Annotated in this window: 12 protein-coding genes and 1 pseudogene; 6 read left to right on the forward strand and 7 right to left on the reverse strand. The window is 68.4% G+C overall.

Translation table 11 applies throughout. The features are described from left to right. The first annotated feature begins 85 nt into the window (after positions 1-85). The gene (locus OHO83_RS43665; protein ID WP_266680945.1) at positions 86-1,546 is read left to right on the forward strand and encodes an FG-GAP and VCBS repeat-containing protein; all 1,461 of its coding nucleotides are present in this window, start codon (positions 86-88) and stop codon (positions 1,544-1,546) included. A 144-nt stretch (positions 1,547-1,690) separates the two neighbouring features. Here the strand turns inward: OHO83_RS43665 and OHO83_RS43670 are convergent, their stop codons facing one another. Beyond that, complete coding sequence (locus tag OHO83_RS43670; RefSeq protein ID WP_266680946.1) at positions 1,691-2,053, reverse strand: DUF6300 family protein; 363 nt, start codon at positions 2,051-2,053, stop codon at positions 1,691-1,693. Beyond that, positions 2,035-5,631 (reverse strand): DNA polymerase III subunit alpha, encoded by a 3,597-nt coding sequence (gene dnaE, locus OHO83_RS43675; RefSeq protein ID WP_266680947.1) that lies wholly within the window; start codon positions 5,629-5,631, stop codon positions 2,035-2,037. Before dnaE ends, OHO83_RS43670 begins: the two co-directional genes overlap by 19 nt. Before the next feature lie 404 nt (positions 5,632-6,035). Here dnaE and OHO83_RS43680 point away from each other — a divergent pair, with 404 nt between their 5' ends. After that, positions 6,036-6,239, forward strand: a complete 204-nt coding sequence (locus OHO83_RS43680) for a DUF5988 family protein (protein WP_266681791.1) — start codon at positions 6,036-6,038, stop codon at positions 6,237-6,239. A gap of 348 nt (positions 6,240-6,587) precedes the next feature. On the opposite strand, the gene OHO83_RS43685 is transcribed toward OHO83_RS43680, so the two are convergent. Beyond that, a complete protein-coding gene (locus tag OHO83_RS43685) occupies positions 6,588-8,099 on the reverse strand; it encodes an amino acid permease (protein ID WP_266680948.1) in 1,512 nt (503 codons plus the stop codon). 41 nt (positions 8,100-8,140) lie between these two features. Further along, the gene (locus OHO83_RS43690; protein ID WP_266680949.1) at positions 8,141-9,349 is read right to left on the reverse strand and encodes an aminotransferase class V-fold PLP-dependent enzyme; all 1,209 of its coding nucleotides are present in this window, start codon (positions 9,347-9,349) and stop codon (positions 8,141-8,143) included. Between the two features lie 146 nt (positions 9,350-9,495). Here OHO83_RS43690 and OHO83_RS43695 point away from each other — a divergent pair, with 146 nt between their 5' ends. Continuing rightward, on the forward strand, positions 9,496-10,170 hold the full coding sequence (locus OHO83_RS43695) for a FadR/GntR family transcriptional regulator (RefSeq protein ID WP_266680951.1): 675 nt from the start codon (positions 9,496-9,498) through the stop codon (positions 10,168-10,170). A 706-nt stretch (positions 10,171-10,876) separates the two neighbouring features. Here the strand turns inward: OHO83_RS43695 and OHO83_RS43705 are convergent. Beyond that, positions 10,877-10,999, reverse strand: a complete 123-nt coding sequence (locus OHO83_RS43705; RefSeq protein ID WP_329438151.1) for a hypothetical protein — start codon at positions 10,997-10,999, stop codon at positions 10,877-10,879. Positions 11,000-11,039: 40 nt separating this feature from the next. On the opposite strand from OHO83_RS43705, the gene OHO83_RS43710 reads away from it, so the two are divergent. Continuing rightward, on the forward strand, positions 11,040-11,894 hold the full coding sequence (locus OHO83_RS43710; protein ID WP_266680953.1) for a class I SAM-dependent methyltransferase: 855 nt from the start codon (positions 11,040-11,042) through the stop codon (positions 11,892-11,894). Positions 11,895-11,935: 41 nt separating this feature from the next. Continuing rightward, the gene (locus tag OHO83_RS43715; RefSeq protein ID WP_266680955.1) at positions 11,936-12,229 is read left to right on the forward strand and encodes a hypothetical protein; all 294 of its coding nucleotides are present in this window, start codon (positions 11,936-11,938) and stop codon (positions 12,227-12,229) included. A 14-nt stretch (positions 12,230-12,243) separates the two neighbouring features. Here OHO83_RS43715 and OHO83_RS43720 read toward each other — a convergent pair. Then, positions 12,244-12,372, reverse strand: a pseudogene (locus OHO83_RS43720) (IS5/IS1182 family transposase); the annotation flags it as partial. Positions 12,373-12,475: 103 nt separating this feature from the next. Here OHO83_RS43720 and OHO83_RS43725 point away from each other — a divergent pair. Further along, the gene (locus OHO83_RS43725) at positions 12,476-12,841 is read left to right on the forward strand and encodes a hypothetical protein (RefSeq protein WP_266680957.1); all 366 of its coding nucleotides are present in this window, start codon (positions 12,476-12,478) and stop codon (positions 12,839-12,841) included. Between the two features lie 851 nt (positions 12,842-13,692). On the opposite strand, the gene OHO83_RS43730 is transcribed toward OHO83_RS43725, so the two are convergent. After that, on the reverse strand, positions 13,693-14,364 hold the full coding sequence (locus OHO83_RS43730) for a DUF4097 family beta strand repeat-containing protein (protein WP_266680959.1): 672 nt from the start codon (positions 14,362-14,364) through the stop codon (positions 13,693-13,695). Between the last annotated feature and the right edge of the window lie 660 nt (positions 14,365-15,024).

Raw genomic sequence — 15,024 nt, forward strand, 5'->3', positions numbered from 1 at the left:
TCCGAGCCCGTGCCAGCACAACCCTGGGCACCCTCCAGACGTCCCACAGGTGAACTCCGTACCTCTCGGACCTCTTGGAGCCCACATGCGCACACGGATGCGGACGTACGCCACAGCAGCCACCATCGTCGCTGCGGCCACTGCCGGGCTGACCCTCCCGGCCTCGGCCTCCGTTCCCGCGCAGACCGAAGGAGACTTCAACGGCGACGGGTACGCGGACCTCGCCGTCGGCGTGCCCGACGGCACAGCCAGCGGTAAGGCGAAAGCCGGCTACGTCAACATCGTCTGGGGCGGCCCGAAGGGAATCGGCGCTCACGGCAGCATCCGCATCAGCCAGGCCACCCCCGAGGTCCCCGGGACACCGGAAACGGGCGACCACTTCGGGGCCTCCGTGGCCCTGGTGGACCTGAACGGTGACGGCAGCGCGGAACTCCTCGTCGGTGTCCCGGGCGAGGACATCACCGGCCGCGGCAACGACGTGGGCATGGTCCTCGCGGTGGGTGGCGGCAAGGGCGGTCCCGGCCCGGGATCCGTCGTCCTCGACGGGCCCTCGGTGTCGGCGGCGTACGGCAGATCGGTCGCGGCAGCCGATCTGACCGGCGACGGCAACAAGGAGATCGTGATCGGCGGCACGGACAAGGTCGTTGCTCGTGTCGCCCAGGGCGAAGACAGCATGGTCACCACCGTCGTCACCGCCCCCATGGGCGGCCACGCCCCCATCCTCGCCACCGGTGACTTCACCGGGGACGGCACGGCGGACCTCGCGGTCGGGTACTGGACGAAGACCCCGTTCACCCAGTCCCACGTACGCCTGTGGGCCTGGGACGCGACTGAGCAGGCCATGGCGAACACCTGGAACACCGACAACGCCGGCGTCTCCGCCCTCGCCGTGGGCGACTTCGACGGTGACGGCCACGACGATCTGGCCCTCGGTGAGTGCCGTGAGATCGCCGACGAGAACATCGACGACCCGTGCGGCCCCGAGGAGCTGGCCAAGGGCGGTGGCATCCATGTCCACTACGGGAACGCAACGCCCGGCAGCTTCGGGTTCCGCCGGCAGACCCTCAACCAGGACACGGTCGGTGTGGCGGGTGTCGCGGAGGACGGTGACCACTTCGGTGCCGCCCTTGCCGTCGCCGACATCGACCACGACGGCCGCGACGATCTGATCGCCGGCGCCCCCGGCGAGGCGATCGGCAGCCGCTCGGGCGCGGGCGCCGCGACCCTCTTGTTCGGCGGCCCGACCGGCCTCGTCGACGCGCAGGGCGAAGGCCGCTCCGTCGGGTTGCAGCAGGACACCCCGCGTATGCCGGGCGTCGCCGAGGCCGGCGACGCGTTCGGTGCCGCCGTCGCCACCGGCGACTACAACCACGACGGCAGGGCGGACCTGGCGGTGGGCTCGCCGGGCGAGAACGCCTCCTCGGGCGGCGTGTGGCTGCTGCCCCGGGCGAGCGCCAACGGCTCCTCCGCGTTCACGCCCGCCAAGCTGGGCCTGCCCTCGCCGTCGAGCGCGCTCGCGTACGGCAGGTACCTCAGCGGCCAGTGACAGAGCGGTCCTCAGAGCCGGCCCCGGGGACTCGTCCCCGGGGCCGGGACCGGGTGTGGCTCGCAGGTTCTGCCGGTGACGGACTCACCAGGGGCAGTGCCTGCGGCGCGGCGTCGCCGTAGATCGGTGCACGCCACCTGTGGTTCACAGGTCGCCGTGGCGCAGGCGCTCGTCGTCGAGGAGCTGCATGTCGACGGTGTGGTGCCGTACCGACTCGACCCACGCGGCCACGAGGCCTCCGAATTCGACGATCCGGTCCGTATCGAGCTGCTCGTCGACCGTGAGCAGTGTCAGCAACTCGTCCGCCGCAGGCCGGCCCCGATCGCAGGACGGGCAGAGTTCCGCCGTGCGGATGCCGGAAACAATCTTTCCGGTCGCGTTCTGCCACGAGTGGCTGAAGCGCGCCCTGAGCAGGGCGTCGCTGACGCAGCGCGTGCACGGGGGCACGTCGTCGAGGTTGAGGAGGATGTCTTCCCGGTCCGGGTTGGTCACGTGACGCCCTGCCATGTGTCCTGACCGAACGTGCCCTTGATGTCGGACGCGATCGATCCCGCGTCGACGGTGTCCTGGAGTACGTAGACCGTTGTCTTGCGTGGTCCTTGAACGCTCAGGCGGACGGGATTGGGCCCGGGGTGCGCGTGCAGGATGCGCTTCAGCTCCCGCACTGACGGGTCGTTGACCCGGTGGTACGGCAGCTGGAGTTGGATCGGGGCGACACCGCTGCGTTCGGCGGAGGTCACATCGAGGACCTGGAGCTCCTGCCCGGCCAGGTTGATGGTGCCGTCCCGGTCGTTGATGCGGCCCTGGACGGAGATCACGCTGTCCTCGACGAGCGCGCCCATGACGAGCGTGTACGTCGCGGGGAAGAACAGCACTTCCAGCTGGCCGTCGCGGTCGGCCAGGTTGACGATCGCCCAGGGGTTGCCCTGCTTGGTCATCTTGGGCTGCACGCTGGTGATGAGTCCGGCGAGCCGTACGACGCCTTCGGTGCGGCCGGACGCGATCAGTTCGGGGATCGTGGTGTCCCGGTTGGCGGCCAGGATGTTCTCGGTGCCGTCCAGCGGGTGCGCGGAGACGTACATGCCGAGCATCTCCCGCTCCGTCGACAGGAGCTGCTTACGAGGCCACTCGCTCTCGTCGAGCTTGATGTCGACTCCGAAGGCCTGGCTGTCGCCGCTGTCGTCGCCCAGCCCGGCGAACAGATCGTCCTGCCCGTACGCCGCGGCCTTCTTCACCGGTACGACCGCGTCGATCGCGTACTCGTGGGCCGCGGAGAGGCCCTTCCGGCTGTGGCCGAGCGAGTCGAAGGCACCAGCCTTGATCAGAGACTCGATGGCGCGCTTGTTGAGCGCGGGCAGGTCGACCTTGTCCAGGAAGTCGGCGAAGTTGCTGAACTTCCCGCCGGCCTTGCGTCCTGCGATGACCGACTCGATGACGTTGTCACCCACGTTTCGGACCGACCGCAGGCCGAAGCGGACGTCGTCGCCGATGGCCGCGAACTCGGCGACCGATTCGTTGACGTCCGGCTGCAGGACGGTGACGCCCATCTTGCGGGCGTCCGCCAGATAGATGCCGGCCTTGTCCTTGTCGTCCCCGACGGAGGTGAGCAGCGCGGCCATGTACTCGGCCGGATAGTTGGCCTTGAGGTATGCGGTCCAGTAGGAGACGAGCCCGTATCCGGCGGTGTGGGACTTGTTGAACGCGTATCCGGAGAACGGGAGCATGACGTCCCACAGAGCCTTGATGGACTCCTCGGAGTAGTCGTTGCCCCGCATGCCGGCGTGGAACTTCTCCCACTCGGCGGCCAGCACCTCAGGCTTCTTCTTGCCCATCGCGCGGCGCAGCAGGTCGGCGCCGCCGAGCGTGTACCCGGCGAGCTGCCGGGCGATCGCCATGATCTGCTCCTGGTAGATGAGCAGGTGGAACGTGTTGCCGAGGATCGGCTCCAGAGCCTCCTCGAGCTCCGGGTGAATCGGCTGGATCTCCTGGCGGCCCGTTTTACGGTGCGCGTAGTTCATGTGCGCGTTCGCGGCCATCGGGCCAGGACGGTAGAGGGCGAGGGCGGCCGCGATGTCTTCGAACCGGGTCGGCTCCATCGCCTTGAGCAGGGTCCGCATGCCGCCGCCGTCGAGCTGGAAGACGCCGAAGGTGTCGCCGGAGGCGAGGAGTTCGTAGGTGGTCTTGTCGTCGAGCGGGATGACGACCTGGCTCGTGTCGCCGTTGCCCGGATCGACGGTCGCCAGGTGAACACTGCGGTTCTCGCGGATGTTCTGGATGGCGTGGTCGATGACTCCCAGGTTCCGCAGCCCCAGGAAGTCCATCTTCACCAAGCCCATGTCTTCACAGCTCGGGTAGTCGAACCCGGTGATCTTGACGCCGTCCTTGGCCCGCATGTGCAGCGGGATCCGGTCGGTCAGCTTGGTCTTGGACAGGATGACCGCGGCCGCGTGCACGCCGGTGCCGCGGGTCAGGCCCTCGACGCCCTTGGCCGTGTCGACGACCTTCCTGACGTCCGGCTCGTTCTCGTACATCTGCCGGATCTCTCCGCACTCGCCGTAGCGGGGGTGCGAGGAGTCGAAGATCCCGTCGAGCGGGATGGACTTGCCCATGATGTCGTCGGGCAGGGCCTTGGTGATGCGCTCGCCGTGCTGGAAGGGGTAGCCCAGGATGCGCGAGCTGTCCTTGATCGCGTTCTTCGCTTTGATCTTGCCGAAGGTGTTGACCATGGCGGTGTACTCGTCGCCGTACTTCTCGACGACGTAACGGACCATGAAGTCGCGCTGACGGTCGTCGAAGTCGAGGTCGACATCCGGCGGGTTGATGCGCTCGGGGTTGAGGAACCGCTCGAACAGCAGGCCGTGCTCCAGAGGACACAGCTCGGTGATGCGCGTCGCATACGCCACGATCGATCCGGTGGCCGAGCCGCGGCCCGGCCCCACGGGCACCTTGTTGTTGCGCGCGTACTTGCAGATGTCGGCGACGACGAGGAAGTACGAGGAGAACCCCATCGGGCCGATGACCGTCATCTCGGTCTCGAAACGCTCGAGGACCTCGGCCGGCACGGGGTCGCCGTAGCGCATGACGAGGCCCTTCATGACCTCCTTGCGCAGCCACGACTCCTGCGTCTCCCCTTCAGGGACGTCAGGGAACTGCGGCATCTCGTCGATGTTGCCGAAGACCTCGTCGTACGACTCGACGCGCTCCGCGATCAGGAGCGTGTTGTCGCAGGCCTCCGGCCTCTCGGAGAACAGATCGCGCATCTGCTCCGCGGTCTTCAGGTAGTAGTCGTTGCCCGAGAACCGGAAGCGCTTCTCGTCGGCCTTGTTCTTGCCGACGCCGATGCACAGCAGGTTGTCGTGCGCGTCGGCCTGTTCCGCGTGGATGTAGTGGGCGTCGTTGGTGGCGAGGAGCGGGATCTTCAGGTCCTCGGCCAGGCGCAGCAGCCCGTCGCGGACATCCCGCTCGATGGACAGGCCATGATCCATCAGCTCGAGGAAGTAGTTCTCCCGGCCGAAAATGTCCTGGTACGCGGCAGCGACCTCGCGGGCCTCGTCGTACTGCTTCAGGCGCAGCCGGGTCTGGATCGCCCCGGAAGGACATCCGGTCGTCGCGATGATCCCCTCGGCGTGCTCGCTGATCAACTCCCTGTCCATACGCGGCTTGCCCGCCGGGAACTGGCCCGTGTACGACGCCTGAGTGGAGAGGTAGAACAGGTTGCGCAGACCGGCCACGTTCCGCGCCCACATCGTCATGTGCGTGAAGCGCCCGCCGCCGCTGACGTCTTTGGAGCCTTCGCCGTCGTCCGACATGGCCCGCTGCCCGCCGGGCCCCCAGAACTCCTGCTTCCGGTTACGCCGCGAGGAAGGGGCGACGTACGCCTCGATCCCGATGATCGGCTTGACGCCGTCGAAGCCCGTGGACACCTTGTGGAACTCGTACGCACCGAACATGTTGCCGTGGTCGCTCATGGCGACCGCGGGCATGCCCTGCCGCTCGACTTCGGCGAACATCGGCTTCAGCTTCTGAGCGCCGTCGAGCATCGAGTATTCGGTGTGATTGTGCAGGTGAACAAAGCTATCGGCCACCGGGCAGACACCTCCGAAGCAGGTCGAGGGAAGCCCTCACCCTATGCCTCTGGGAAGATCAAATCGCTTGCTTGACGCCCCTCATCAAGGACCGGAATCGGGCCACGCCGGTGACCTCTCGGTATGCCCCGGAGTCGTCGCGACACGCGACACCCGACACGCTGATCGCTTCACGGCCGACCGTCTCCACCCCACCGTGAACGGGGTCCTCCAGCGGCAGGCTCTACGGTCCATCTGGCGCCGCTCCGGCGGAAGTTGAGACTGACAGGGGCGACCTGCGCCGGTCCGCCCTGACGAACCCCTCGATACGAGGTGGTGGGGGTTGCCGGCATAGAAAGAGGGGAGTGACGGACATGTCGGCGCGTCATGGAGGTGCCGGTCGGGCCTTTGGGGAAGATCTGGTCATGGTCGATGCGAAAGCAGTTCTTGAGGGCGGTCCTGACGATCTTCCTGAGCGGATCGTCTCCGTCTCCGCGCCCGGGCTCGACATCAAGGTTCCCTTGCGTGGGGGGTACGAGCATTTCAAAGCCACGACTCGTCAGGAGGAGACCTCGCAGGGTCTGTTGCCCGTGTACGAGTGGTGGGAGCGCACGGAACTGCCTGGGTAGGCCGCGCTCGCGGCGCGCGGTCCGGACTCGGCGGGTGTCAGCCACCACTCACTACTGACGCGACATGCGTTCCCCTGTGCAGGGCAGTCCTCGGCGCGGTCGGGTGCCCGTGTGGTGCACGATGCGTGGGGGGACGACCGTTCTGCGCGGCGAGTGCTGTGGCGCAGCCGGGTTCTCGTCGATGCGGTCGAGCAGCGGCGAGGGGCAGTGCCGTCAGCTTTCGGCCGCTTCTCGGCGCCCGAACTGCTGCGCACTGCCCCTCGCCTCTCTGTCACGGCAGGGCCGGCGCCACCGTTCCGCGGACCGGCACAGACCCGGGGTCTTTTGGCCGGCGCCGCGCTCCAGGGCTCACACGCGGCCCGACTGGTCGGGACTGAGTTCCGCGTCCGTGTCTGACGTCGACGCTTTCTCGGCGGTGGCGAAGCGGCTGTTGTGGCGGCCCCAAAGGAAATAGATGGCCAGACCGGCGGCCATCCAGGCCAGGAACCGGGCCCAGGTGATGGTCGGAAGGCTGAGGATCAGCACGACGCAGAGCACGGTGCCCAGAACGGGGACGAACGGCACCCAGGGGGTGCGGAAGCCCCGGGGCAAGGAGGGCTGGGTGCGCCGGAGCCGTAGGACGCCGAGGCAGACGATGATGAAGGAGAAGAGCATCCCGATATTGCCCAGTTCGGCAAGGTCGTTGATGGGCAGCAGCGCGGTCATGAGCGCCACCGCGATACCCAGGGGCCAGACGATCCGGCGAGGGCTGCGGGTGATCGGGTGCACGTGCGCGAACCATTCCGGCAGCAGTCGGTCGCGGCTCATGGCCAGGAAGACCCGGGACTGTCCCAGCATCATGATCATGACGACGGTGGTGAGTCCGCAGATCGCGCCCAGCCCGATGATCCGGGTCGCCCAGTGGGCGCCCACCGCCTGCAGCGCACCGGTGATGGGTGCGGCGTTGTCGAGCTTGGTGTAGTTCTGCATCCCCGTGACGACCAGCGCGACGGCCACGTAGAGCAGCGCGCACACCGCGACTGTGGCGCTCAGGGCGCGGGGCATCGTGCGGCGCGGTTCGCGGGCCTCTTCCGCGCCGGACGCCATGATGTCGAAGCCGGAGTAGGCGCCGAAGATGATGGCCCCGCCCGTGAGCACACCCGCCGCGCCGAAGCTGGCGTTCAGCCCGAGGCCCAGTCTGCTCAGGACCGGCTCCTGCCAGAACCCTCCGCTCTCGGCGGCGGACTTGGCGGCAGGGATGAACGGCGACCAGTTCGCGGCATTCAGGTGCTGCACCCCGATGACCAGGAACAGGGCCACGGCGGCCAGTTTCACCAGCGTCATGGCCATGTTGATCCGCGCGGTGGTGCGGATGCCCGAGGCCAGGATCGCGGTGAGGACGAGTATGACGAGCACCGCGGGAACGTTCACGGTCGCGTCAGGCCCGGCGATGGCCGAGGGCAGGTGCACCCCGAAGGTGCCCAGGAAGTCGGTGAAGTACTGGGACCAGCCGGTGGCCACCGCTCCGGCACCCATGGTCATGTCCAGGATCAGATCCCAGCCGATGATCCAGGCGACGAGTTCGCCGAGTGAGACGTAGGCGTAGGTGTACGCGCTGCCCGCGACCGGGACCGTACTGGCGAACTCGGTGTAGCACAGCGCGACCAGAAAGGTGGCCACGGCGCCGAGCAGGTAGGACAGCACGATGCCCGGCCCTGCGTAGCGGGCGGCGGCGGTGCCGGTGAGGACGAAGATTCCGGCTCCGACGGTGACGCCGATACCCATCAGGGTCATCTGGAGCGGGCCGAGTGCGCGGGTGAGCCGGGTGGTCCCGGCGCCGGCTTCGGCGATGGTGGCTTCGATCGTCTTTCTGCGCGTCATGGCGTCCCTGTGGGGGTGAAGTGGTGCACGGTCGGGGGGCGTCAGGGGTGCAGCACGTCGCAGCGGTCGGCGAAGTCCTGGTAGTCGGCGGGGGTGTTGTACAGGTGGGCCGACAGGCGGAGGAACCCGCGGCCGCGCCAGGTGGTGACGGACGTGGCGCAGGCGTGACGGTCGGCGATGGTGTGCTGCAGCGCGTGTGCGGCGGCCTGGTCGGCGGCGATGCCGTCGGGGAGCGGGACCAGCCGCATGGCGGGAGCTGGTTCGGGGGGAAGTCCGTCGAGGCGGAGGCCCCAGCGCTCGGCGATGTACTGCTGGGCGTAGTCGGCCAGAGTGGAGACATGGGTCCGGGCCGCGTCCCAGCCGTAGCGGTCCTCGATGAGGTCCAGCGCTTGCGGGGTGGCCAGCCAGGCGGTGAGGTCCAGTGTGCCTTGCTGGTCGAAGCGCTGCGGGTAGTCGTCCGGGGCGCCCCAGGAGTCGACCGGCGGGTGCAGCCGCTGTCGGTCGGCAGGATCGGACGGCTGAGCGACCAGAGCTGCGGTACCGCGCGGGGCGCAGGGCCATTTGTGCAGGTTCCCGACCCAGTACGTGCCCTGGAGGCCGCGCAGCGGCTCGGCGAGCATGCCGGGTGCGTGCGCGCCGTCGACCAGCAGAGGGATGCCGCGCTCGCGGCAGTCCGCGGCGATCTGCTGAACCGGCATCAGCCGGGCCGTGGCGGAGGTGATGTGGTCCACCACGACCAGGGCCGTACGGTCGTGTGCGTCCATTGCCGCGCGCATCAGTGCCGCGCTCTGCTCGGCGTCCGCGGCCAGCGGGATGTGCACGGTGTCGACTTGAGCGCCGGCCCGCGCCGCATGCCGCCGCACCGCCATGTCGACGGCGCCGTAGGCGTGGTCGGTGACCAGGATGCGTTCACCCGTGCGCAGCGGCAGCGAGGACAGGACGGTCGTGACGCCCGCACTCGCGTTGGGGACCAGCGCCGTCGCCTCCTGCGGTGCGTGCAGCCAGTCGGCGATGGCGCACCGGGCCTGCGCCACACGTGCCGGCAGGTGGCGGAACCACGCGACCGGATCGCGCTCGGCCTCCTCGCGCAGCGCCTGCTGCCAGGCCCCGGTCGCCGACGGCACCGCGCCGAAGGATCCGTGGTTGAGGTGGCGTACGGATGGGTCGAGTGACCAGTCCTCCAGCGCTGGGAGGCCGTCCGGCCGGAGCACCGGATCCGGCGCGAGGGGACGGAGGTCGGCCTGAGGCATGGCGAGGCTCCCTCAAAGTTGTCCGATGAGTTCTCTGGGCAGTGGGAAAGTAGCAGCATGGATACGTGCGACGGAACGGATATGGCGCAGAGTCATACGATGACTTGAGGGCGATAGGCTCGCCACGCACAGAAACGGGGAAGCGGATGGCTGCCAAACAGGACGTAGTGGCCCAGCTCCGGGGGCTGATCGCCTCCGGCGAGCTGATGCCCGGCCAGAAGCTGCCCGCGGAACCCGCGCTCTGCGATCAGCTCGGAGCCTCCCGCGGCTCACTGCGCGAGGCCGTTCGCGAGCTCGAGGCGCTCGGCGTGCTCCAGGCCCGGCACGGCTCGGGCACTTACGTCTCCCAATTGCGCCCGGCCGAGATGATGCGAGGCTTCGCCGCCACCGTGGACCTGGTCCCGCTGGACGGCCTCCTCGAACTCGTCGAGATCCGCCGCGTCCTGGAGTCCCACGCGGCCGGGCAAGCCGCAGCGCGGGCCACTGACGAACTCGACACCGAGCTGTCCGAGTTGCTCGCGGCCATGGAGCGCGAGACCGACCACACCGCACTGAGCGATCTGGACGCCCGCTTCCACCAGCGGATCTGCGACGCGGGCGGGAACGAGTCGCTGGCCGCACTGGTCGAGGTGTTCCGCTCGCGCGGCAGCCACTACGACATCTACTCGATCGAGGAGGTCCGCCGGGACAGCGACAAGGGCCACCGGGCCATCGCGGCGGCGATCACGGCACGCGATCCCATGGCCGCCGCGCTCGCCGCGGGGGCGCACATCACCCACACCCAGGACTGGTTGCGCCGCTTCCGCCCGCGGCCGCACTGACTCCTCTCCGTGTGGCCGACCTCTCCGCCAGCTGCGGTCAGATCCAGCCCATCGCCCCGAGCGTCGGCGCCGCGGCAACTGCGTGGATCGGCCCTGCACGCCGCGATCACGAGGAGATCTGGTCCGCACCGGAGGAAGGCCGTCACAGGACGCTCGCGGTCTGATGCATGACCACATCTCCACTGCGCAGTGATGATCGCCGATAGGCCGCATGGCGCCCCACGGGGCGGTCAGGCCAGGACCGGCAGTGGCTGTCGGGCGCCCCCGTCCGCCGACGTGGATCGGCAGCTCTGAGACGGTCGCGCCTACGGGTGCGTCGATGCGGTGTTCCAGCGTCATCGCCTCCACCGCCTTCAGTGGCGACCCGGCCCGACCATGGCACCAGGCCGACGTGGACGGTGGCGATGCTGGCGCGGAGCGACTGCTTTCCTCCTTGAAGAGCGTGCACCGGACGTTGGACGAGGCTGTGCGGAGAACGGAGAGCCGCCTGGAATACCCGGGCCGGCTGGGCAGAACAGGGCGGGAACCAGGGCGAATCGAAGCCCAGGCCAGGAGTTGCCTTCGAATATCACGCCCACATCAGGAGCGGCGCGAGGGCGACGGCTGCCTGATGGGACTCGGTGGTCCAGCCGTATTGGGTGGCGATGCCGCGCCATTGCTTCCTGCGGTCGAAGCAGCGTTCAACCACGTTGCGCCACTGGCAGAGCTACTTGTCGAAGGCTGGCGGGCCGAAGCTCAGGAGCGTCAGCAGGAACGTCGTCGCCGCGCCCAGGACGTGCCCGACAGTAACCGTCGTGTCGTCTCGGGCACCGTCGGCCGCAGCTGCCACCAGGCGAAGTCGGCTGCACCGTGCAAGTTAGGCTGCCTGTATGACTGAGGCACGGGGACGGGTGAAGCCGTCCGGTGTATGGGCGACGGCTGTGGGCGTGGCGCGGGTAAGGGCCCGGGAGACGGCACGCGAGGACGCGCTGTTCCGGGATCCGCTGGCGCTCGCGTTCGCCACCGCCGGGGGAGTCGGCCCGGATTCGCCGCCGCCCGAGCGCGGCAACGAGGAGGAGCGGCGGCGCCGGCTCGGAGTGGCCTCCTCGATCATCATCAGGACGAAGTTCCTGGACGACCTGCTGGACCGGGCCACCGAGGCCGGCATCCGGCAGGTCGTTCTGCTCGGCGCCGGAATGGACAGCAGGGCCTTCCGGATGAGCTGGCCCGCGGCCACCACGCTGTTCGAGGTCGACACCGCCGAGCCGCTGGGCTTCAAGGCATCGGTGCTGCGCCAGGAGGGCGCTGTACCCGGCTGCGAGCGGATCACCGTCGCGGTGGACCTCCGCGAGGACTGGCCGGGCGCGCTGGCCGCCGCAGGGCACGACCCGGCGCTGCCGACGGTGTGGATCGCCGAGGGACTGCTGATCTACCTGCCCGAGGACGCGGTGGACCTGCTGCTCGACCGGGTCGGCGGGCTGTCCGCGACGGGCAGCCGGATGGGCCTGACCCTGGGTTCGCGCGGTGTGCTCGCACGCTTCGCCGACGACGCCGCACCGGGCTCGCCTGCCTCCATGTGGGTCTCGGAGATGCCCGAGGACCCGGTGGGCTGGCTCTCCGGCCTCGGCTGGGACGCGGAGGCCTTCACCCTGCGCGACCGCGCCGCCGCCTACGGCCGCCCGATCACCACCCCGCCGCAGCTCGACGAGGGCCCGGGCGGGCTGATCTCGGCGGTACGCCGCTAGGCACTGTCCGGCGGATCATGAGGTCCATAGGATCTCTGACCATGATTAACGTGCAGGTCCGTGGCGAGAGCGGCACGGTGGAGGCCCGCGCTCAGCATGGTGTGGCCTGGGGACCGGAGCTGGCCGCTCTCGACCAGTCGGAGTTTCCGATGCTGGGGCATCTGCTGCCGTGCGCGGACACTGTTTTCAACTGCCGCCAGGTGGTCACCCTGCTGGCGGAAGTATCGCGCTTGCCTCCAGGAGTGGTCACCGATGTGTTCTCGCGTGAGCTTCTGGACTTGTGCCAGACAGTTCTCGACGGACAGCACCTCTACCTGTGGTTCCTCGGGGACTGAGACAGCAGGTCGGCTCACCCCCGGAGCCAAAGCAGGATCGCGGCGGTGGTGACGGTGCCGTGGAAGACGGAGGCGCGTTCGTCGTAGCGAGTGGCGACGGTCCGTTGGTTCTTGAGCCGGTTGATTGTCCGTTCGACTTCGTGGACGTAAAAGGCTCCTTGACCGAGCACGCCTGCTCACGGGCGCGTACCGCGTCGTTGGATCACAATACGGGCGCACCTGAACGCCCAACGGGGCGCGCAGCCAGTGCTGTTGTTCATCGAGGGGCCGGGCGACTCGGAACCTTCCCGGTCGGCGGCCCTGTCGATGGCGCCCCTGCTCTTCTCGCTGCGCACCGACGACCCGTTGCCTGCCATGGTCGAGCGCGTGGGCCTGCCCGCCATCTTCGACGGACGTCCCGCGATCGGCTCCGGCCGCCGCAGTCACATCTACACGTACGGCGAGGCCGACAACCGCGGCGTAGCCAGGGAAGCCGTCCGGCATCTCCTGTCGCTCGGACGCTGGGCGCATCGAAGGCATCACCGGCCCCCTCGACCAGGCCTCCGAGATCGATGCCTCGTCGCGCCCTGCTTCGCGAAGAGTCTCGCCGACGCCCGGCCCGTACCGCCGTAGCCGCCGGGCGCGCCGTGAACGGGCCACACTCCGGGCGATGTTGTGAGGGCACGTCTGCCGCTGCACGGCGGCGTCCGTCGTCGCGGTCGGTTCCGGGTGTCGGTGCGCGCTCGTCGGGGCCGGCCCGGTGTGGAAGATCGGCCAGTCGATCTCAGTAGGCCATCGGTCGGTGTCACCTGTGTCCCGGCGGCCGACGCGGTAGTACTCGCGGATCGGGCCGCCGATGGCGGGGCGTGTTCGGTGACGTACGCGGCGTGCGTTCCATGACGCGGTCGATGTCGGTGTGCGTGCCGGGGTGGGTGATCGTAGCCAGCGCGATGCGCAGTGCCCACCAGCGGCGTGACCCGGCCCACCTGCCTCACCGACCTGCGCAGGGCGCGAATATCGTCGCGCATCCCCGTTCTCGGGTGAACACGTCGTCGCTGAAGATGCCGCCGGCCTGCCCGCCCAGCTTCAACTCCTGGGATCTAGCGTCGTGTTGATCTCGCCGAGAGTGCGCTGATGCCAGGACAGTGCCGCCTGTACGTCCGCTGTCTTGGCGATTGCGGCTGCCGGGGTGGCCTCGGCGCGGCGCCGTCCGACGGCAGTCCGTTCGGCGGCCGAGGCCACCCGGGCGGCAGGGCGCAGCGACGCGATGGGCTCGGGGGGCGAGACTTTTCCAGTTCCAGCTGGCCGAGGTGGGCGGCGCTCAGCTGGTTGGGGGTGTCGACGTCCGGGGCGGCGAGCGCATGCGCCTCCCGCCCCACCTTCTCGACGGTCATGTTCTGGGCGTGGAAGCGACGGGTGATCTGCGCGGTGGTGCAGGGGGCGAAGTGCTCATGAGGGGTGTTCCTTTGGGGGTTGTGGGTGGGTTAGAGGCTGTGGGCGGTGATGTCGCCGTGGGCGGTGGTGGCGTGGATGGTGAGTGCGGCGTTGGTGCCTGTGGTGTTCTGGAGGGTGTTGTGGATGCGGCCGTAGGTGGTGCCGGCGTTGAGGGTGGCGGAGGTGTTGCGGGCGGCGTGGATGGTGATGTGGCCGTGTTCGGTGCGTAGTTCGACGGTGCCGTTGGTGGCTTCGGTGATGGTGAGGTCGCCCTTTTGGGTGCTGATGTGTGCGGGGCCGTTGAGGCGGCCGATGAGGATGTCGCCGGCCTGGAGGGTGAGGTGGGTGTTTGTGGTCTCGTCGAGCTTGACGGTGGCCTGTGCGGCTTCGAAGGTGAGGTTGCCGAGGCGTCCGACGCCGCGGAGTTCGGCGGTGGCGGCTTTCGCCTGGATGTGGGAGCCGGTGGGCAGTTGGACGGTTACTTCGATGGATCCGGAGTTGCCGAGGATGCGGTTCTTCGCGGTGGCCGCTTCGATGCGCAGGTGGCCGTCGCTGTATTCGGCTGTGACCTGTTCGGCGGCCTTCACGTCGCGGCTCTTGGACTTGTCGGCGGGCAGGATCTCGACGCATGTGTCGGGGCGGTCGGCGGCGATGAACTGGATGCGGCCTGCGGGGATGTTCAGGGTGGTGGTGATGAGGGTGGGGGTGTCGAACTTCTGCATGGTGTGCTCCTTGGCTCCGTTGTTTCTGATGGGCGAAACGCTACGTTGCATTCAAGGATCGGGCAACGGTCTTGTTGCTCAAGAACCCTATAACCACAGGTAGTTGCAGAGATTTCATTGCAATGGTCTGGACTCGAATGCAACAGAACTCACCCCCGGTCGTTGCAATGAAATGTAAATGAACGCTATAGGTGTCATGGCGGACAACCCGCGCCAGACACCCGCGCCAGATATCGACGCGAGCGGAGCCTGGACTGCCCGGCCTGGACCATCACGCCTGAGGCGATTTCGCGACGGACGCGACGCCGAAGCGGTTCGCGAATGCACGGACACGTGCGCGACGAGCGACCGTCCTCATGCGGTCGGGCACGCCGAAGATGACTGACGCGTCAGAGCTTCCGCGGTACAGCCATCCGATTCGGCAAACGGGAGTACATCATCCACGGCACCGTGATCCGTCGCTGCGATCCGCCTCTGGCTTCGGTCGTGACCTGCTGGACGGCCGCGCAGCCGCGCAGTCGCGCCAAACGCTTTTCGGCCTCACGCCTTGCATTCGCGAATACTCGCGTTGATGGATCGTCAACGAAACGTTGATCGCGGCTCCCTAGCGTTTCTGGCGCATTGATCTTCGACAACCGGCGAGGTGAAGTACGCATGCTG

Origin of the sequence: Streptomyces sp. NBC_00569, assembly GCF_036345255.1 — a bacterium.
Lineage (GTDB): Bacteria > Actinomycetota > Actinomycetes > Streptomycetales > Streptomycetaceae > Streptomyces.

What these genes read in the sequence shown, in the direction of transcription:
- OHO83_RS43665 (WP_266680945.1), top strand. Translation starts at nt 86, where the DNA reads ATGCGCACACGGATGCGGACGTACGCCACAGCAGCCACCATCGTCGCT.
- OHO83_RS43670 (WP_266680946.1), bottom strand. Translation starts at nt 2,053, where the DNA reads ATGGCAGGGCGTCACGTGACCAACCCGGACCGGGAAGACATCCTCCTC.
- OHO83_RS43680 (WP_266681791.1), top strand. Translation starts at nt 6,036, where the DNA reads ATGGTCGATGCGAAAGCAGTTCTTGAGGGCGGTCCTGACGATCTTCCT.
- OHO83_RS43685 (WP_266680948.1), bottom strand. Translation starts at nt 8,099, where the DNA reads ATGACGCGCAGAAAGACGATCGAAGCCACCATCGCCGAAGCCGGCGCC.
- OHO83_RS43690 (WP_266680949.1), bottom strand. Translation starts at nt 9,349, where the DNA reads ATGCCTCAGGCCGACCTCCGTCCCCTCGCGCCGGATCCGGTGCTCCGG.
- OHO83_RS43695 (WP_266680951.1), top strand. Translation starts at nt 9,496, where the DNA reads ATGGCTGCCAAACAGGACGTAGTGGCCCAGCTCCGGGGGCTGATCGCC.
- OHO83_RS43710 (WP_266680953.1), top strand. Translation starts at nt 11,040, where the DNA reads ATGACTGAGGCACGGGGACGGGTGAAGCCGTCCGGTGTATGGGCGACG.
- OHO83_RS43715 (WP_266680955.1), top strand. Translation starts at nt 11,936, where the DNA reads ATGATTAACGTGCAGGTCCGTGGCGAGAGCGGCACGGTGGAGGCCCGC.
- OHO83_RS43730 (WP_266680959.1), bottom strand. Translation starts at nt 14,364, where the DNA reads ATGCAGAAGTTCGACACCCCCACCCTCATCACCACCACCCTGAACATC.